Origin of the sequence: Pelosinus sp. sgz500959, assembly GCF_042610375.1 — a bacterium.
Classification (GTDB): domain Bacteria; phylum Bacillota; class Negativicutes; order DSM-13327; family DSM-13327; genus CTSoil-075.
In genome coordinates this window covers 46,730-64,309 of the sequence record NZ_JBGJZL010000019.1, presented here as the reverse complement: position 1 = coordinate 64,309, position 17,580 = coordinate 46,730, and the positions used below count along the sequence as shown (strand labels likewise).

Sequence of the window (17,580 nt, the reverse complement as noted above, 5' to 3'; positions counted from 1 at the left end):
TACAATCACGAACGTACCCAGAAAAGGTTACGTGATTTATCTCCAATCACTTTTAGACAGCAACTCCCCTAAAATTTAAAGACATTTTGGGTGGGGACAGTGTCCACTATTTTAGATGCACTACAAACCGTCCCCTGTCTCCCCCTTAGCTCTGATAAGTGCAACATCAATATTCATTTATGTTAAGCCCCCTTTTTTATCGATTTAAAGTTAGGCTTACTCAAAAGTAAATAATATTAAATAATGGTAAGATGATACGGCTTGCGTAACGTCTATAACGTAAACTGTGAATGTGTAATTTTTTTGATAATAATTTCTTCCTTTCTATAATTATTCCACCAAGTAGTTAATTCATAAAATACTGGCAACAGCTTTCTTCCCTTATCAGTCAAAGCATATTCTACTTTTACAGGCATTTCATTATATTGATGTCTAGTAATTAATTCATCTCTTTCAAGTTCACGTAAGGAATTTGATAGCATTGTATTTGTTATTCCTGATATCTCCCTTTTTAATTCATTAAACCTTACCACTTCATTGCTTAATAACTGTGCCAATATACGAAGTTTCCACTTACCTCCAATTAATTCTAATGCACATTTTACAGGACATTCTAAGGACTTTTCTGATTCTCTAAATACATTCAAATATTGCGCTAATTCTTGTTCGCTTGCCATATCTATTCCTCCTAGTATGAAAAATGGTACCTAATCTTAAAATTCTGCGTACTTGTCAGCATAAATTCAATTAAGTATAATTATTGTACCAAGTATATTAACTTGAGTAAATATATAATCTAAAGGAGATATTAATCATGGAATTAATGAANTATGAAAAATGGTACCTAATCTTAAAATTCTGCGTACTTGTCAGCATAAATTCAATTAAGTATAATTATTGTACCAAGTATATTAACTTGAGTAAATATATAATCTAAAGGAGATATTAATCATGGAATTAATGAAAATAATAGCAATGCGTAAATCAACTAGAAATTACAAATCTAAGCAAATCAATGATGAATCCTTAAATACTATACTTGTTGCTGGATGCGCTGCTCCAGTAGGAATTGGTGCTTATCATGAAGTACATATGACGGTTATTCAAAATCCTGATCTATTAGATAGAATTTCAAAAGCAACTGCAAATTTATTAGGTAATCCAAAAGCGAAACCATTATATGGTGCACCAACTCTAGTAATTATTTCTGGCAAACCAAATGATAAAGCTCCCACTGTTGCAATTGCTAATGCATCTTGTATTATTGAAAATATGACTCTTGCTGCTACTAATCTTAATATAGGCAGTGTATATTTATTGCGGTCCATATTTGCGATTAATGCAAATCAAGAGTTAATAGAAGATTTAAATTTACCTGAAGGCTTTTTTCCTGCTGCTGGCATTGCATTAGGTTATCCAAATGAACCATTCACTATAGAAAAAGAATTGAAACAAACTATACAACTTAACATAATTAAGTAGACATTTTATTTAGGCTATAATCTACTTTTCAACCACTCTAATTTATTTTTTTAAAATTCAGCATCGATAAACAATTGAAAATATATTCTATAATTGTATGATAATAAGATCAGTTACCTTCAATAATCATCACCTGAAAAAGTCCTCAATCCCTATTTTAAAAAGGATTGAGGACTTTTTTCGCCACTACCAATGATACGGTTCTGCGTATCATCTCTAACGGCGAAATTTATTTAATAAAAATTTTCATCAGTTTATTATAAAGTGGACTAATCATATAACCTGTAGGACTATGCGAATACCTTTTGCCTGTATTCAGTTGATTAATCTTTCCCATTTCTTCACTGGATAATTCAAAGTCAAACAACTGAATGTTTTCTTTAATTCTTTCTGGCTTTGATGATTTTGGAATAATAATAATTCCCCGCTGCACATGCCACCGTAGAATGATTTGAGCCACTGTTTTATTATGATGATAGGCAATTTTTTTTAACTCTGCATTTCCCAATAACGCCTTATTCCCTTGCCCTAATGGTGCCCATGCTTCATGTAAAATTTTGTGTTCAACGAGATAGTCGTGCAATTCATTTTGTGGAAATTCTGGATGAGTCTCAATCTGATTAATCATTGGTGGAATCTTCGAATGTCTCATTAATTCTGCAATGTGCTGAATCTCAAAATTCGCAACTCCAATCACTTTGATTTTTCCTTCCAAATATAACTCTTCCATAGCTCGCCACGTTTCTATGTAATGAGGTGAGGCAAAATGGATTAGGTACATATCAAGATACTCTACATTCAGCTTTTTACATGTCTCTCCAAAGGCCTTCTTAGTAGCTTCATAACCATGATCCGTATTCCAAACTTTCGAAGTAATAAAAAATTCTTCCCGAGAGATCCGACTTTTCTGAATTTCTTTTCCTAGATTTTTCTCATTTCCATAAATTTTGGCGGTATCAAAATGCCGATACCCAATTCGAATAGCCTCACCGACCGCCGTTTCAAACTCTTCCTCTTTAGTTAGTTTATATACCCCGAAACCTATTTGTGGAATTTTAACACCATTGGCTGCTCTTATTTCCTGATTTATTGTATTCATTTACTTATATTCCCTTCAAAACAAATTGGCTTAAACCTACTGAAGAAATTCTTTACGACTCTGCATCATTTCATTCTTTCTTCCAACACTCAAACATAAATTCTTCAATATGAGTAAATAGCCGTTTCATCAAAATCAAGTCGCTTTTAGCTGGATTTATATGATAAAAGTTCATCGTGCCTTCCTTGACGACATCTACAATTTTTGCCTCCTTTAATATTTTTAAATGATGTGAAACAGCCGGGCGTGACAAATTTGTTCTTTTAGTTATTTCTCCAACTCTCATTCCGGGATATGTTCCTTTCATTAAACTTATAATAATTAATTGTCTTGTATCATCTCCAATAGCAACTAACACTGCTCTGCATTCTTTAAACTCATTTTCTAGTTGTTTTAATTTGTCTAATTCATTCATTATATCTCCTTTAAGTAAAGACTTTTAATAACAAATCATTGACCCTTTCTTTTATGCAAACTTGATTAATTGTCTGTTAATGGTTTATTGTTTTAATCCATCATAGCAAGGTATAATTACTTTATCAACATCGGGAAAGTAAATCGAGACGGATATCTTAAGTTGTAATTAATTTTCTCCAAGCTTTTTGTCTTCTAGAACAATAATTTTTAGCAGTTTATGGAAGTTGCTTATTATTAGATTAGTTTTAAAATATATTTTTAAAAACGGATGGTATATCTTTATCAAATAACAAAGAAGCTTCTAATAAATTTTGTAAAATTTGTTAGAAGCTTCTTTAGCCATTATAGATGATACGGTTCCCCCCGATTAATCCCAAACCCTCATATACTTGTTTGAGTAGCAATAGTATATTATTTAAAAGATTGGCGTTTATCATTCTGTCACTCAGGAACCGTCATCACCATACCCCCTAAGATTAGTAAACCTCCTGCCCACTGTTCCACTCCAGGATGCTCACCTAATATAAGAATGGCTAGAATGAGCGAAGTTAATGGCATCATGCCAGAGAAAGTAGCGGCGACAGAGGCCTTGCAACGTCTAATGCCTTTATACCAAAAAATAAATGCTAATGCAGTAACAAATAATCCATACCAAACTAAGGCTCCCCAACCTTTTATGTCCAATAGGTTAAGCCTAGTAAATGGTTCTTCCATAAAAGCAGGTACCAAACAAAGGAATAATGCAATTGCAGTCACTAAGGTGCTTTGAACAATTGGATCAAATAATGGCTCTGGTCGTTCAGCCGCTTTAGCACTTTCCAATCGAGAAAGTACATTGAATATCGACTCACACAAAGCTGCACAAATGACTAACAGATTTCCCAGCATATGATCTTCAGAAAATTCAGTGCCTGAAGAAAAGAGTCCCTGGATCACTAATATACCCGTCACCGTGCTAATCACACCGAAAATACGCAACTTGCTCAATGACTCTTTTAGAAGTAACCAAGCCAGCAATACTGTTACTGCTGGTGTCACACCTGTTAGTATACCTGCCTCGCCAGTACTAGTTAAAACAAGTGCTTGTAACAAAAACATTCGGAATAAAAAAATACCGAATAGGGCCTGGAATAAGAGTTTAATCCACATCCCCACCGACAGGAACTGCAAAGTACTACGCAAATTTGAAATGCAAAGTGGTATCAGACCTAGTAAGGCAAAGAAGAGACTAGCAGCAGCGATCGTAAATGTTCCTAGATTTCCAGAAACAAAACGTCCAGCAATCACTGAAGTTCCTGCCAGACTAAACGCTCCAATCAAATAGAGTATTCCGACAAAATGTTGAATCATAATTCCTCCTACTATCAAGATAAAAATATCAAAATAGATTATTTATGATATAATCGTAACAAATAAACTGGTACAGTTACAGATCCAGTTTACTGCAAAATTCAAAGAACCAGTTGGAGGAATTATGTGGGGAATTATACTGCAACGTCACAGTGAAATTACATTGGCTCGTCAAATCTATCAGGCCCTGCGGAAACAAATGCTCAAAGGTTGCTTACAGCCTGGTGATATGCTACCCTCTACTCGGGAATTAGCTAAAGAGTTGTCCATCTCTCGTAATACGGCCTATGAATCCTATGAAATGTTGGCAGCCGAAGGCTATATTGTCAGCCGCCAAGGAGCACCCACACGTGTAGCCGAAGGTTTGATTTTAAAGAACAGTGAACTTATAAACCAACAAGCAGCCATCGAAAAGATTGACTCTACAGTGAATTACCGTGCGGATTTTCGGACAGGTCTGCCAGATTTACGCCATTTTCCCCAACAGCGTTGGCTACAACTTATACATCAGGCCTCCGAAAAATTGGGGTTAGAGCACTGGGGTTATACTGAACCAGAAGGTTTGCCAGTTTTACGTGAACAAATTTCTGCCTGGCTTTTGCGGAGCAGAGGACTTGTCGTTGCACCACAAGAAATTTTCATTACTGCTGGCGCTACTCATGCTCTTCATATACTGGCCGAACTTTTGTCAACAAAAAAAAGACAGGAACTTATCATTGAAGATCCCTGTCATATGGGTATGTTGCGCGTATTACAAAAGAATAACTTCCGAGTCAAGCCCGTGCCTGTTGATGCTCAGGGCCTGCAAACGAATGCACTGACGAACTCAGATGCTTGCGCTGTATATGTCACTCCTTCCCATCAGTTTCCTCTCGGCGGCATTTTGCCAGCAGGGCGCCGTACTGCACTAGTTCGTTTTGCTCAAGAACAGGATTTGTATCTCATTGAAGATGATTATGATAGCGAATTTCGTTATATCGGTTCACCAGTAGCGCCACTTTATACTTTAGATCCGCAACGCGTTATTTATGTTGGTACATTTAGTAAAATTTTGTTTCCTGCTCTACGTATTGGGTATATCATTTTACCACGTTCTTTGCAACCTCTCTGGTGTCAATTGCGTCTTTATACGGATGTCCAAAATCCACCTTTTGCGCAAGCTGCACTGGCAGAGTTTCTAAGTACTCGTAAACTTGACAGACATATTCAAACCATGCGACGAATTTATGGACAACGACGAAAATTTTTACTTGAGACATTGGCAGAAAAATTCGGTAACTGTTGGCAACCTTGGGGCGATGCTGCTGGCCTGCATATAGCTCTTGAATTTCCTGGTAGACGCTTTGATCAAGACTTCGCCTATCATTGCCAGCTACATGGAATTCGAATTACAACCGTAGATTATCATAGCATCATGAAAGGAAAACATCTGGGGAAAATTTTACTCGGTTATGGACATCTCGAACCCCAAGAAATTAAGCATGGTATTAGTTTGTTAGCTGAACAGATGTAAAAGTAACAGTAAAACTGGCACCGTATGAAACGATGCCAGTTTTATTTCGGCCCCTGTTCGCCAACCAATGATTGTACGTGTTCATCAGTCTATCTCTATTGCTTCAATTCTTTCTAATTTGTATAAGACAGGATGCAACCCATCAGCACAGGAGACGATTTCTACGCCTTTCTGTTTAATCCAAGGATAGTCATGTCCGAGAGAAAGGAACACAATCTTATCTTGAACGGCGACCCAAGCCCAACTGCAAAAACCTTCAGGCTTCTGTACATTTTTGCAAAGGTATTCCTGACCCTCTTTGTATTTGGCGCAGTTAATATGTACGTTATCAGCAGCATATTCCTTGTGAATATCAGGTACTTCAATCTTTTTCAGTACAGTAATCTTAACATCACAATATTTGGTGCCAGCCATATTATACCTCCAAGTAATATTTTTGCGTATTTATTATAGTTAGGACTTCTTTTGCTTTCTTTTATATTTTACATCAAGTTTGCAAGGTTTAGATACTCTATTATACCTCACATATCTCTATTTTGGTTGAATTTCATTTAGAAGTGTAAATCCTAAGATTATCATTCCACCTGCAATTTGCATAAGGTTTATTGATTCATCTTTAATAAACTTATTAAGTATCACAACCGTTGCGTAAAGTACTGCTGCACCAAGGCCAAATCCTATACCAATAAGAGTGTTACTTGAACAAAATCGAGCATGCTTCCATTTCTTATCTTCCCTTACAGGTCCAAATCCCAGCGTTCTTCCAAGACATCCTTGCCCCATTCAGGGTTTTCATAGGTTTTTGTTATCTTAAATCCCCTATTCTTATATAAATGCCTTGCTACTTTTAGAGAATTCATTGTTAAAAGAAAAACGTGTTGATATCCTTTTTGACGACAGAAATCCAATGCCATATCAATCAATTTATGTCCTAATCCTCTTCCGCGCATTTCAGGTTCAAGTATGTAATATCTAAATTGTGCGGTTTTCTCATCTGCTTTCATAATTGCAACACATCCTGCAGGACTTCCATTACATTCAAGAATAAACATGCACTCTTTTTTCTCATCAAAATTCTGTACAAAGTGATGTATGCTTTCGTCAACATATTTATCAAAAGTCGAAGATAAATTACGTTCTTCTCGATATAAAGCTTTATGACGAGAAATTACATAGTCAATATCACTCGGGGTAAAAGGACGGATGGATATTGAATCCGTAGTAATCGAAAGATTTCTTTTAATAGTGTTCATAGCATTATGAACTTGAATACAAGCTTCATCACTAAGAGGTTCGATCAGTTTCTTTATTTGTTCGTTCGATTTCTCATTCAAATCCTTAAATTCTTGCCACCCTTTGTCAGTAAGCTGAATATAATTTACACGAGTATCTGTTTCTGATACGGTTTTTGTAACGAGGCCATTTCGTTCGAACTTCAGTATCATTCTACTCATATAACTGCGGTCAATCCCCAGTTGATTTACCAGCGTATTTGCGGTACACTGCTCTGTTTTACTTATTTCAAATAGAACCCGCGCTTCTGTTAATGAATAGCCTGAATCTAAGATGTATTGATCCAGTAATCCCAAAATATTTGTGTAAAAACGGTTAAATCCCCTAATATTTGAAATAATATCTGCTGATGTTAACAATTTATTTTCCTCCTGTTATCTATATAATAATGGTGGACTCTATCCACTATCATTATATAGTGTTTTTGTGGACTGTGTCAACAATTCTAGTTATTTTCACTATTTTATTCTGCAAATAGATATGTGAATCAATCGTCTATCGTTTTTTTCGGGCTGACTGATAACAAAAATAGAATTTTCCATTTCGAGAAATACGAAAATACGTACCGCAATCCGCGCGCTGCATGGATTGTAGTATCTTCATCTCAATTGTAAGATCCTAGAACAGTCAAAAGATCAAAAATAAATTAAAAAAACTTGGCCAAATAGCCAAGTTTTCTTTAATTTATTTCCATTTTTTGAAACCATAAATACTTCTTTCATTTTAAAATGAGATTGTAATAAGATGAATTACAATCTACCTTGAATAGTACAACATCAGATATACTTATCAAGTATTACTTCTAATTCACTCAATGGCATATACCCTTGAGAGATCAATTGAGATCTCCCCTCTATTATGGCCACTACACTAGGATAAGTTGATACTCCTAACTGCTCAGCCAATACGAAGCAGTCATTCACGATTTTTGATTGTTGGTCAGAGAAATATTCCTTTTTAAATACTTCCTTGGAAACGCCAAAGTTATTAGCAATATTAGCATAAAGCTGCCAATCGTTAGTATCTTTCCCATCTACATAAAAGGCTTTCTGTATTTCTTTTAAATATTCAAAAGTCTTTTCTTTTTTTATTGTTTGCATAATAACAACCGCTTTTGCACCAGGCAAGCTATCTAAAACAACTTCGTTTTTTTGTAGTATGTTTTTTTCAAATTCATGACCAAACTTTTTTCCTGTCAGTTTCGTGATTGTTACATTATGGGTTTTCATAAAATGACTAAGACTACTATTCATTGTTTTTGCGCTCTCACCAATCCACATTCCAGCCGGTAAAATGGTAAAATCCAACTCACTCTTATACTTTTCATGAATTTGGTTGATTGTATCACTAAATCCATAGCACCATCCACACATTGTGTCCATAACATAATAAATTTTTGTTTTCATCTTCTAGTCCTCCTTGAAAGCAAGAGATTTGTGCCTTTGAGCGCAATATTTCTCTTGCTTTACTATAAGATTGTACCCATTTAATAGGCGATAGTGAAACGTTTACGGATAAAGTGAGGATTTTCTACTTCATCTAACATGGCAATAGCATAATCTTCTGTAGAAATATGACTTTCCCCTTTTTCATCGACTACAAGCTGATCAGTACCTATTCTAAATACACCTGTACGTTCTCCTGGTTGAAACATGGCAGCAGGGCTAAAATAGGTCCAATCCAAATCTGCCTTACGATAAATTTCTAGGGTTTCAGCAGCAGCCAATGCAATTGGTTTCCATGCCTCTGGAAAATTTGGTGCATTGACCAGTTTGAGACCAGGGGCAACTTCTAGACTGCCAGCCCCACCTACGATCAACAACCGTTGTACGCCAGCCTGTTTGACAGCATTGATTAGTTCGTTGGTCACAGCCTTCATAGCATCTTCAGCTCCGTGTGATGGTCCATAAGCACTAATCACCGCATCATGACCTACTACTGCCTTGCGAATGCTCTCACCGTCTAAAAGATCCCCTGTTACTACACGTAATCTCTCGTGTTCTAGAGGAATACGAGAAGGATCTCGCACAATGGCTACGACTTGATGTCCTCTTGTTAATGCTTCTTGTAAAATACGCTGCCCCACAGTTCCACTAGCTCCGATTAATGCAATTTTCATAATTAATTCATTCCTTTTTATTTTATTTAAGAGATTGATGCAAACTATTTATTTTCCTTTAACTTGTTGTAACTATAATTGTTACAACTTGCCTAAAAAAATAGATTAGTCAGAACCTATTTTTTCAATCAAACCGGCAACTAATTGGTCCATTGTTACTTTCATTAAGACTTCTTCCATTGCAGATTGAGCACTGATTAGCACCAACTGCAATACAGATTGGATATTGGCCCCAACAGGACATCGAGGATTGGGCTGCTCATGAAGATTAAATAATTGATCCTCTTTAACAACTTCTACTGCTTGATAGATTTCAAATAATGTAATATCTTTTAACTCTTTAATGAGGTAAGCTCCTCCTGTTCCAGAGCGTACATTTACCAATCCAGCTTTTTTTAGTTGCCCAAGAACTCTACGAATAATCACAGGATTTGTATTGACACTTCCCGCAATCCATTCTGATGTATTGTGAGATGTTGGGCTTACTGCTAGCAAAGATAAAATATGTACCGCTACGGCGAAACGACTGCTAATTTTCATCTGCATCACCTCTTGTTGTAACCATTATACTTACAACTTAAAATATAGTCAAGAGATTTAATAAGAAAAACTACTCATCTGGTTAATCGAATTAGATGAGTAGCATTTTTCTCACGAAAGTATTCACTTGCACTTAATCAGATCCTAAAAATCCTTCCGGTTTTCTTTAATATAATCTTAAGAACATCTTGCTTTGATTAAAATAAACTCTGGAATTTTTTTTGTATAATGGCTAAATTTAAGCTTTATTATCTTTTATTGATTTCTTTTAAAGTTATATCTGGAGCATGATATCTGCGAAGATAGTGAGTATGAGAAAACCTACTCAGAATCATACTGAAAAATCGCCACCCTAATGCAGTATGCAAAATTAGATATACAAGTAGAACACTCGTTAATATGTAGACGTATTGTATGGCCCCATCCAAATTAATAGGAAACCAGGTAAGAGTAGCAGGCAATAGATTCCCCAGCAAATATGTTGAAATGGGTACTGTTGTAAGATAATAAAAAATGATTGCTAATAATGGACTTACCTCTACCGCTTTATGCGGACAGTAGTTCATACAGGCCATGCAACTGTCACAAGAATAGGTCCAATATGGACGTTTTCTTTTTATCCCCTTCATTATAATGGCGTGTTTAGGACAAGAATTAACGCATAAACTACACCCTATGCACTGATCCGAAGCAAAAAATAACTTCGAGAAAATCAATTGTGCCATAATAAGGTACATGAAGGAAATCGGCGCTAACCATAGACCTAGCACCAACGAAACAATCCCGTCAAAATATACTTGCCCTGACAAAATCACTTTAGCAAAGTGCTTAACTTTAGGCTGAGCTGCTGAAATAATAAATTCAATATTTTCCTTACTTAAGCCCCAATGAACCGCAGTCCAATTACTAGGCATATCTATACCTATAACTCCCCTTACCTTATAACCTTTTAAAAATAATAAACACGTTATTAGATAACCTGCTGTTCCTTCCATTCCGGGGAGAGAAATACCCTTGATTCTAATACCAGCACGTGAAGCTAGAACAACGGCAGATGTACCTTTTCCTCTTGGAATGTATAAAATCTGCTTTACTATTAACCATGGAGCTGTAAAGCCATGAGTAGGAAATGTAAAAATACAGAGTATTTTCTCACCCAGCTCTATCGCTAGTTTGTCAGTTGTTATTTGTTGCATTTTAGTTTGTAGATCAAATGTTTTTGCTACTTCGCTACACCATGCTGCTATCTTGTATGAATTTCCTGTACCTGTCATAAAGAACACGCACATTTTTTCAAATGCCATATTTATCTCCCCCTCTATAAATATCTTACTAACTTACCATATCGAAAAAAATTCGCTATCCATTATAATATATTGCAAAATAAGCATATTTTCATTTAATGATATTGAAAATCATTCTCATTAATGTTATACTTTGAAAGTCGGTTTAATACAATGCATATTTGATATTTAAAAAAGCTAAGATAGGAGTTTTTAAAATGGCAACAAGATGCGAACCAAGATTTAAATTATCTCGAAGATTAGGAGTTAATATTTTTGGACATCCAAAAGCAATGAACAAGGCTACCCCGCAAAATAGCCGAGCAGGAAAAAAATTATCAAATTATGGCTTGCAACTGTTAGAAAAACAGAAAATAAAAGCTTATTATGGTCTTTTTGAGAAGCAATTTATACGTTATATTGAAAAGGCTAAAAAAAGTAAAGAAATCACAGGGGTTGCTCTCTTAAAAACTTTAGAATGCAGACTTGATAACCTTGTTTATAGAATCGGATTTGCGAGTTCTATACGTCAAGCAAGGCAAATCGTAACTCATGGTCATATACTAGTTAATGGAAAAAAAGTTGATATCCCTTCGTATGGAGTAAAGGTAGAGGATGTTATCTCATTGAGTGAAAAACAACGAAATAATCAATTATTTTCGGCTAATTTTTTAGAAATTCAAGGGTTCTCCTTACCATATATTGAACAGGATCATGAACAGTTTAGTGGGAAGTTGCTACGACTACCAAATAGAGAAGAAATTCCTATTGAAGTCAATGAAATTCTCGCCATTGAATTATACTCAAAATAAGAGTTTATTTCCCACAAGGAGGGAACAGAATGTGTAAGTACAATAATCCGTATTATTGGGAAGACGTCCTGTTAAAGAAAAAAAATCTTTGGCGAGATGACTTTGCCAAGCTTAAGTCTCCACACGATGCGATTTTTATAAATACAGTGGTGATTGATTATGAAAGAGATGTCATAGATAATAATTGGGCATGCTATCCTGATGCAAAATCTCTATTGGGTTTTATCCAATATATCTATGTCCCCTTAGCATTCTTTTATATCATCAACGTCACAAATCAAGATTTATATATTCCGATCTGCTCACATAGTGAAATGATTGAGTACATTGACGATTCTGGTTCTGAATATGGCAGTGTGATGAAAACATCTCTTGATGAACTAAATACTTATTGGGAATTAGATAATGTATCCTGCCTAGAAAAAATCAGGGAGTTTTCTAATAAATTTAATGCATCTTGGTATCAAGAAAACTCTATTCTGCATATGGGTATCTTTGGTAGCACTTTCGAGATTGCAGATTATTTAATTCACACTATCGAATTTAGTGAAGTTCTAGAAGAATATATTGGATTAACCACTACTCAATTAAAGAATATGTGCGAAAGTTTTTATACCAATCAATTTAGCAAAAGATCTTTTGTACAACTTTTAAACAATAACATTGGATGTATTATCTAAAAATGGTACGTAATTTGATATTGATATGAATCACATATGAAAAAATCATAGGTTATCTGAGAAAAGACTATCTGAATGTTAAGTTTCAGTACAGTCTTTTTTCATTTTGCAGAATACTAGTAACATCTTCCCCAGTCTTATCAATAATTGATGGTAAAATGCCATATTTAATTGAAATCTTCGTCATGATTTTTGGCGATATAATATTATCAATTTCATTATATCAAAAACATGCATGAAACAATAATAACTTAATTAGACTTATATAGACAAAAAAGTTAATCTCCTGTAACATTAAGCCATAAATACAGCACACTTTTCAAGGAGTTATTATGCGCAAAAAGACAACCATCCTAGTTTTCTTTATATCCGCCATTGCCTTTTATTGCAGTTATACGGTTTTTTCTTACGACAATCGTACTGCCAATAACTTATCAGCCTACTGTAATATTGATTTTCGTGGCGTGGTTGATCCTAAAACAACTCATGTTACAGGTGCAACCTTATCTGTAGTCGATTTCCGTTATGATTCTAGACCAATGGAAAAGAATTTCATCATTGATGTTGATGGTAAAACATACAAAATCGATAATATTGAGATATCCGCCCAGCCGCCGACTTATTCTCTAAAAGATTTCTCCATAGGAAAATGTTTTAAACATACTAATACTTTATTTGTTACCTTTCCCCCACAAATCCTAAAGGAAATATCCCAGGCTGATACTGTAAAAGTTTCCTTTAACTATTTGGGCAGTGATTCCGCTATTGAACTGCCGTTAAGCACCGTAGATTTACAATATTGGAAAAACCAATTGTCATCTTTGTAAGATCGCACTTTGCTATTTTCGCCCCAAAAAACAAGCCTTGCACCTGCAAGGCTTGTTTTTTGATCTTTACTGGCATTTAGTGACCTAATTTATTCAATAAATCTTTTTGTTTCTGCGACTGCTGCTTATAGATATCGGAATTTTTGCTCTCAGGTCTATAGGTATGGGCTATTTTCAAATTGCTGGTGAGCAGCTCTTTCAAGTCTCTGCCCGCGCCCGTTGCATAGGCTGCGATGATGGAATTTGTCAGTACTGCGCCACCAGAAATCTCCAAAGTGATCGCCTCGCTGTTCATGACATCGGCTTTGATCTGATTCCAAAGAGCATCGCCACTGCCACCTTCAGTAATAGTGATTCTATTGATTTCAATACCGGCTTTGCGGTATGTGTCGATGATTTCCCGATAGTCATAGGCAATGGCCTCAAGCACGGCCCGCCATAAGACAAATTGGTCGGTGTCTAGAGTCATGTTCAGGAAACTGCCTTTGACATTGGAATATTCGTCATAGCCACCAGTTAGGTACGGCAAAAAGATCACATCATTGCATCCTGGGGCGACTTTGGACGCGCCTTGGCTTAACATTTCGTAATAGTTGTCATCATCGGCTTGTTGGCAGATACTGTCCTTGAACCAGCGCAGTGCCAACCCACCGGTTCGGACAAAACCCCAATAAAAATATGTATTTTCTAATGTACCGCTGTTGAAGATTAGGCCGCTACCTTTACGGCTTAGTTCTGGCATGATCCTTGTGGTCGAAACGCAGAACATTGCGCAGGTGCCGGCAACATCTACGGCCTTATTGGCTTCAAAAATCCCACTGCCTAACATGGACTGCATAGTATCTCCGGCTCCGGCACAGATAGGGATCCCTGATGGGCAACCGGTTTCCGCGGCTGCTTCAGCTGATAAAGTACCGATGATATCCCACGGTTTTACGATCTTTGGCATATAACTTTTATCGATTTCCAATATAGATAGCTGTTCATCGGACCATTCTTTTTCATACACTTTGTAACCTAATCCCCAACCTGACATCGCTCCCCAATCAATAAAGGCATCGCTACTCTTTAAACCGGCAAGATTGAGTAAGATATACGGTGTGTTGTGGACAAATTTCTTGCCTCTGGCCTGAAATTCTTTATTATTGGCCAACAGCCAACGGGCATGCAAGGCTGGAAACATGCAGAGCGGCTCCGCATTACCCGTTTCTTTACCCCAGATGTCGAGATCAAATTCTTTAAGTACTGCCGCATCGCTTTGCGTCCGTGAATCCAAATAATTTATGTAGGGTGTGATTGCCTTGCCGTTCTCATCAATACCGACAATTCCACAAATAATTCCATCGCCCATAATCGCTTTGATCAATCCTGGATTAATCCCCTGTTCTTTTAACTGCGTCATGCACTGTTTCATGCCCAGTTTAGTCAGTTCAAGATATTCATCCGCATCCATCTCAACCCAGCCGGGATGGGGATAGGTCAAAGTCGTCTGATTGGATACTTTCGCTACGCATTCCATATTTTCATTGTATACCGCCACTTTTACACTTTGCGTTCCTGCATCAAAACTAAGATAGTATTGCTCCATCATTTGCCACGCCTCCTGTATTTAGCTAGTCATATCTTTTGAAATGACCTCTAATGTCATTGCACCTTTTATTTTATCTCTTCGAAACTCAATTTATTTAGCTTAACTGTTTACATTCGCTATCGTGGGATAAATTCCTTGAAAATATTACTTTTTTCCAAGGATAATCTCCCCTATATCATCAACTCCACACAAAGAAAAAAGCCACAAAATTTTGTGGCTTCAGTGGTCCTCATTTTAATGGGATTTTGCACCTTTGTTGTCATACAAGGCTTCCTCTTATACTCTTGCCAAGCCCTTTTTCCACTTGTTGCACTAGAGAAGAGCTTATTATTTATTGACAACGGGCTGTGTTCCAACGATTGCCTGCTCTTCAGGTATGTTTTTTTCTACCTTAACATGCAAGGGAAGAAGAATAGAAGAAGAAACTGCCGTATTGCCACGATATGCGGGACTAAATTCAGATTCCTTAACTAACGCGATGACTGCATTATCAAAAGCAATATCCCCAGAACTTGTCATGATCTGCACATCACCATCTGCTGCTCCATACTCAGAGACAGTGGCCTTGATCTTCACTAGCAGTGTTTGTTCTGCATATTTGTCTTGAAGTTCTGGCGACAGAGAGAGCGTTGCTAAGGTAATAATGCGGGGCGGAGTCATCTGCGTATTCTCTTGCGCTAAAGCAGACACTGACATGCCAGTCATTAATAATAATAAAGTAAACATTGTAATAAATCTTATTTCTTTCATAAAAACACCCTCTTTTATTTTTTTGGTCTCTCTTACTGTTCACGCCACCAATGCCCACCCTCCTTTTTCTTTAATCGTCAATATCTTATCATGATAAGGCATAATGCTACTGCGGTGGCCCACACTAATAATCCCCGTTTCCCTAAGTTCACTTCGTAGTAATTTATAGAGCATTTTTTCTGTGGCTTCATCTAATCCAGAAGTGGTTTCATCTAAAAATAGCCATTGTGGCTTTTGCAAAATGGCACGGGCAAAAGCAATTCGTTGCTGCTCTCCCATTGAAAGTAGGTGTGACCAGTCTTCTTGCGCATCTAATCGTCCCAGCAAACCATCTAATTTGCATTTTTTCAGTACTGCATGTAGGGTTTCATCCGAATAACCCAGGCTAGGCTGTGGATAAAGAAGCACTTCTCGTAAGGTCCCTATGGGTAAATACGGATTCTGTGGCAAAAATAAGCACTGCTGGTTTTGTGGTATTTTAATACACCCCTCACCAAAAGGCCAAATACCGGCTATGGCTTTTATCAGCATACTCTTGCCATAGCCTGATGCTCCGAGAATCAGTAGGGATTCGCCTGCCTGCAGCTTCATGGCAAAGTTATGTACTAGCAACGCTCCATTGGGTAGTCTGAGATTTAGACCCTCTACGGAAAAAATAGGATCAAGGACAGTCACAACCTGAATGGACTTCTTTTGATGCACTACAGATAGTTGTTCTATCGCCTCCATAAACAGTACTAGTCTCCTGACAATCGCCTCTAACTCAGCGATCTCCTTATACCACCCGACAAAAAATGTGAGTGACTTGTGCACCTTGTCAAAAGCTGCTGTAATCTGCATTAGCCCACCCAGTTGAATTTGTCCACTGAAAAATCGGGGCACTGCGATGATATAAGGCAAAGGTTCAGCCCCTCGATACAGGAAAAAAATTAAACCATCCAACACTTTTTGCCGGTTTATACATTGATGAAAATTATCATATATTTTCTTAAAGCAACCATGTAAGATATGTCCTTCTCGCTGTTCGCCTCCATACAAGGCAATCACTTCTGCATATTCACGCAAACGCACTAACAAAAACCGAAAATCGGCCTCATAACGTTGTTGCTCAAAATTAAGCCACACCAGAGGGTGCCCGACCTTCCTCACAATGCAATTTACTACAATGGCATACCCAAATACAATCCAAACTAGGTCTCCAGGAATTGTAACATGCCAGTCATGCCAGAACAAAGAAAAAGCCCCAGACAAATTCCAAAGAATCATTGTAAAACTACATAAAATACCCACTGTATACAAAAACCATATAAAAATTTTCAAAATGGACTCAATAAATAGCTTGGCATCTTCACTAATGATCTGGTCTGGATTATCGACACTCTTATCCAGTATTTGCAGGCAATAATATTTCTTTGACTGTAAATATTCCTCCACTAACCAGCCACTCAGCCACGTGCGCCATTTGAGTTCCAGTATTTTCTGCAAATAACGCTGATAGACGGTAACCACCAAAGCAGATACGGTCAATGTACCCCAGAGGAAAATGGAATCGAAAAATGCTGCTATATCTCTGTCTTGCAATGTATTAAAAAAAATATTGCGCCACTTATTCAGCCATACCTGTAGATAAACATCGGCGGCAGTCAGTCCAATGATAGCTAGCAATAGCATAATAGCATGTTTCTTTTCTGCGGATCGCCAATATCCATTGCCAACTTTCCAAATCCCATGCAATAGGCTGAAGTTTTTCACTTCAGCTAATTGATCATCTTTTAAGTTATTTTTTAACAACATAACATTACGTAACACCCCTTAATTGTAGCT

At 36.8% G+C, this 17,580-nt stretch carries 19 protein-coding genes; 6 read left to right on the top strand and 13 right to left on the bottom strand.

The window, feature by feature from the left end; all coding sequences use genetic code 11:
- A partial coding sequence (locus tag ACAN52_RS20255; protein WP_378956886.1) for an IS3 family transposase occupies positions 1-72 on the top strand: 72 nt, incomplete at its 5' end.
- A gap of 200 nt (positions 73-272) precedes the next feature.
- On the opposite strand, the gene ACAN52_RS20250 is transcribed toward ACAN52_RS20255, so the two are convergent.
- The gene (locus ACAN52_RS20250) at positions 273-677 is read right to left on the bottom strand and encodes a winged helix-turn-helix transcriptional regulator (protein WP_378956880.1); all 405 of its coding nucleotides are present in this window, start codon (positions 675-677) and stop codon (positions 273-275) included.
- 274 nt (positions 678-951) lie between these two features.
- Between ACAN52_RS20250 and ACAN52_RS20245 the strand changes: the two genes are divergently transcribed.
- The gene (locus tag ACAN52_RS20245; protein ID WP_378956878.1) at positions 952-1,482 is read left to right on the top strand and encodes a nitroreductase family protein; all 531 of its coding nucleotides are present in this window, start codon (positions 952-954) and stop codon (positions 1,480-1,482) included.
- Between the two features lie 229 nt (positions 1,483-1,711).
- On the opposite strand, the gene ACAN52_RS20240 is transcribed toward ACAN52_RS20245, so the two are convergent.
- The 3 genes from ACAN52_RS20240 to ACAN52_RS20230 form a co-directional block, all read right to left on the bottom strand.
- Positions 1,712-2,581: an aldo/keto reductase gene (locus ACAN52_RS20240; protein ID WP_378956876.1), complete on the bottom strand. Its 870-nt coding sequence runs from the start codon at positions 2,579-2,581 to the stop codon at positions 1,712-1,714.
- Positions 2,582-2,651: 70 nt separating this feature from the next.
- Positions 2,652-2,996: an ArsR/SmtB family transcription factor gene (locus tag ACAN52_RS20235; RefSeq protein ID WP_378956875.1), complete on the bottom strand. Its 345-nt coding sequence runs from the start codon at positions 2,994-2,996 to the stop codon at positions 2,652-2,654.
- Between the two features lie 443 nt (positions 2,997-3,439).
- Positions 3,440-4,348 carry a DMT family transporter gene (locus tag ACAN52_RS20230; protein WP_378956874.1) on the bottom strand — a complete coding sequence of 303 codons (909 nt, stop codon included), beginning with the start codon at positions 4,346-4,348 and terminating at the stop codon, positions 3,440-3,442.
- 124 nt (positions 4,349-4,472) lie between these two features.
- On the opposite strand from ACAN52_RS20230, the gene ACAN52_RS20225 reads away from it, so the two are divergent.
- Positions 4,473-5,861 carry a PLP-dependent aminotransferase family protein gene (locus ACAN52_RS20225; RefSeq protein WP_378956871.1) on the top strand — a complete coding sequence of 463 codons (1,389 nt, stop codon included), beginning with the start codon at positions 4,473-4,475 and terminating at the stop codon, positions 5,859-5,861.
- 84 nt (positions 5,862-5,945) lie between these two features.
- On the opposite strand, the gene ACAN52_RS20220 is transcribed toward ACAN52_RS20225, so the two are convergent.
- The 6 genes from ACAN52_RS20220 to ACAN52_RS20195 all read right to left on the bottom strand — a co-directional run bounded on the left by ACAN52_RS20220 (position 5,946) and on the right by ACAN52_RS20195 (position 11,117).
- Complete coding sequence (locus ACAN52_RS20220; protein WP_378956870.1) at positions 5,946-6,275, bottom strand: TIGR04076 family protein; 330 nt, start codon at positions 6,273-6,275, stop codon at positions 5,946-5,948.
- A 323-nt stretch (positions 6,276-6,598) separates the two neighbouring features.
- Positions 6,599-7,513 (bottom strand): GNAT family N-acetyltransferase, encoded by a 915-nt coding sequence (locus ACAN52_RS20215; protein ID WP_378956869.1) that lies wholly within the window; start codon positions 7,511-7,513, stop codon positions 6,599-6,601.
- A gap of 417 nt (positions 7,514-7,930) precedes the next feature.
- Complete coding sequence (locus tag ACAN52_RS20210) at positions 7,931-8,560, bottom strand: DsbA family protein (RefSeq protein WP_378956868.1); 630 nt, start codon at positions 8,558-8,560, stop codon at positions 7,931-7,933.
- An 80-nt stretch (positions 8,561-8,640) separates the two neighbouring features.
- The gene (locus ACAN52_RS20205) at positions 8,641-9,273 is read right to left on the bottom strand and encodes an NAD(P)-dependent oxidoreductase (RefSeq protein WP_378956867.1); all 633 of its coding nucleotides are present in this window, start codon (positions 9,271-9,273) and stop codon (positions 8,641-8,643) included.
- 105 nt (positions 9,274-9,378) lie between these two features.
- The gene (locus ACAN52_RS20200) at positions 9,379-9,813 is read right to left on the bottom strand and encodes an Rrf2 family transcriptional regulator (protein ID WP_378956865.1); all 435 of its coding nucleotides are present in this window, start codon (positions 9,811-9,813) and stop codon (positions 9,379-9,381) included.
- A 248-nt stretch (positions 9,814-10,061) separates the two neighbouring features.
- On the bottom strand, positions 10,062-11,117 hold the full coding sequence (locus ACAN52_RS20195; RefSeq protein ID WP_378956864.1) for an EFR1 family ferrodoxin: 1,056 nt from the start codon (positions 11,115-11,117) through the stop codon (positions 10,062-10,064).
- Positions 11,118-11,314: 197 nt separating this feature from the next.
- Here ACAN52_RS20195 and rpsD point away from each other — a divergent pair, with 197 nt between their 5' ends.
- The 3 genes from rpsD to ACAN52_RS20180 all read left to right on the top strand — a co-directional run bounded on the left by rpsD (position 11,315) and on the right by ACAN52_RS20180 (position 13,415).
- Positions 11,315-11,908 carry a 30S ribosomal protein S4 gene (gene rpsD / locus ACAN52_RS20190; RefSeq protein WP_378956862.1) on the top strand — a complete coding sequence of 198 codons (594 nt, stop codon included), beginning with the start codon at positions 11,315-11,317 and terminating at the stop codon, positions 11,906-11,908.
- A gap of 29 nt (positions 11,909-11,937) precedes the next feature.
- On the top strand, positions 11,938-12,588 hold the full coding sequence (locus ACAN52_RS20185; protein ID WP_378956859.1) for a hypothetical protein: 651 nt from the start codon (positions 11,938-11,940) through the stop codon (positions 12,586-12,588).
- Between the two features lie 332 nt (positions 12,589-12,920).
- Complete coding sequence (locus ACAN52_RS20180) at positions 12,921-13,415, top strand: hypothetical protein (protein WP_378956857.1); 495 nt, start codon at positions 12,921-12,923, stop codon at positions 13,413-13,415.
- A gap of 76 nt (positions 13,416-13,491) precedes the next feature.
- Here the strand turns inward: ACAN52_RS20180 and ACAN52_RS20175 are convergent, their stop codons facing one another.
- The 3 genes from ACAN52_RS20175 to ACAN52_RS20165 all read right to left on the bottom strand — a co-directional run bounded on the left by ACAN52_RS20175 (position 13,492) and on the right by ACAN52_RS20165 (position 17,550).
- The gene (locus ACAN52_RS20175) at positions 13,492-15,006 is read right to left on the bottom strand and encodes an FGGY-family carbohydrate kinase (protein WP_378956855.1); all 1,515 of its coding nucleotides are present in this window, start codon (positions 15,004-15,006) and stop codon (positions 13,492-13,494) included.
- Positions 15,007-15,333: 327 nt separating this feature from the next.
- The gene (locus ACAN52_RS20170; RefSeq protein ID WP_378956853.1) at positions 15,334-15,756 is read right to left on the bottom strand and encodes an energy transducer TonB; all 423 of its coding nucleotides are present in this window, start codon (positions 15,754-15,756) and stop codon (positions 15,334-15,336) included.
- Positions 15,757-15,795: 39 nt separating this feature from the next.
- Positions 15,796-17,550 (bottom strand): ABC transporter ATP-binding protein/permease, encoded by a 1,755-nt coding sequence (locus ACAN52_RS20165; protein ID WP_378956851.1) that lies wholly within the window; start codon positions 17,548-17,550, stop codon positions 15,796-15,798.
- Between the last annotated feature and the right edge of the window lie 30 nt (positions 17,551-17,580).

Coding starts and splice junctions, on each gene's coding strand:
- ACAN52_RS20250 (WP_378956880.1), bottom strand. CDS start 677: ATGGCAAGCGAACAAGAATTAGCGCAATATTTGAATGTATTTAGAGAA.
- ACAN52_RS20245 (WP_378956878.1), top strand. CDS start 952: ATGGAATTAATGAAAATAATAGCAATGCGTAAATCAACTAGAAATTAC.
- ACAN52_RS20240 (WP_378956876.1), bottom strand. CDS start 2,581: ATGAATACAATAAATCAGGAAATAAGAGCAGCCAATGGTGTTAAAATT.
- ACAN52_RS20235 (WP_378956875.1), bottom strand. CDS start 2,996: ATGAATGAATTAGACAAATTAAAACAACTAGAAAATGAGTTTAAAGAA.
- ACAN52_RS20230 (WP_378956874.1), bottom strand. CDS start 4,348: ATGATTCAACATTTTGTCGGAATACTCTATTTGATTGGAGCGTTTAGT.
- ACAN52_RS20225 (WP_378956871.1), top strand. CDS start 4,473: ATGTGGGGAATTATACTGCAACGTCACAGTGAAATTACATTGGCTCGT.
- ACAN52_RS20220 (WP_378956870.1), bottom strand. CDS start 6,275: ATGGCTGGCACCAAATATTGTGATGTTAAGATTACTGTACTGAAAAAG.
- ACAN52_RS20210 (WP_378956868.1), bottom strand. CDS start 8,560: ATGAAAACAAAAATTTATTATGTTATGGACACAATGTGTGGATGGTGC.
- ACAN52_RS20205 (WP_378956867.1), bottom strand. CDS start 9,273: ATGAAAATTGCATTAATCGGAGCTAGTGGAACTGTGGGGCAGCGTATT.
- ACAN52_RS20200 (WP_378956865.1), bottom strand. CDS start 9,813: ATGAAAATTAGCAGTCGTTTCGCCGTAGCGGTACATATTTTATCTTTG.
- ACAN52_RS20195 (WP_378956864.1), bottom strand. CDS start 11,117: ATGGCATTTGAAAAAATGTGCGTGTTCTTTATGACAGGTACAGGAAAT.
- rpsD (WP_378956862.1), top strand. CDS start 11,315: ATGGCAACAAGATGCGAACCAAGATTTAAATTATCTCGAAGATTAGGA.
- ACAN52_RS20185 (WP_378956859.1), top strand. CDS start 11,938: ATGTGTAAGTACAATAATCCGTATTATTGGGAAGACGTCCTGTTAAAG.
- ACAN52_RS20180 (WP_378956857.1), top strand. CDS start 12,921: ATGCGCAAAAAGACAACCATCCTAGTTTTCTTTATATCCGCCATTGCC.
- ACAN52_RS20175 (WP_378956855.1), bottom strand. CDS start 15,006: ATGATGGAGCAATACTATCTTAGTTTTGATGCAGGAACGCAAAGTGTA.
- ACAN52_RS20170 (WP_378956853.1), bottom strand. CDS start 15,756: ATGAAAGAAATAAGATTTATTACAATGTTTACTTTATTATTATTAATG.
- ACAN52_RS20165 (WP_378956851.1), bottom strand. CDS start 17,550: ATGTTGTTAAAAAATAACTTAAAAGATGATCAATTAGCTGAAGTGAAA.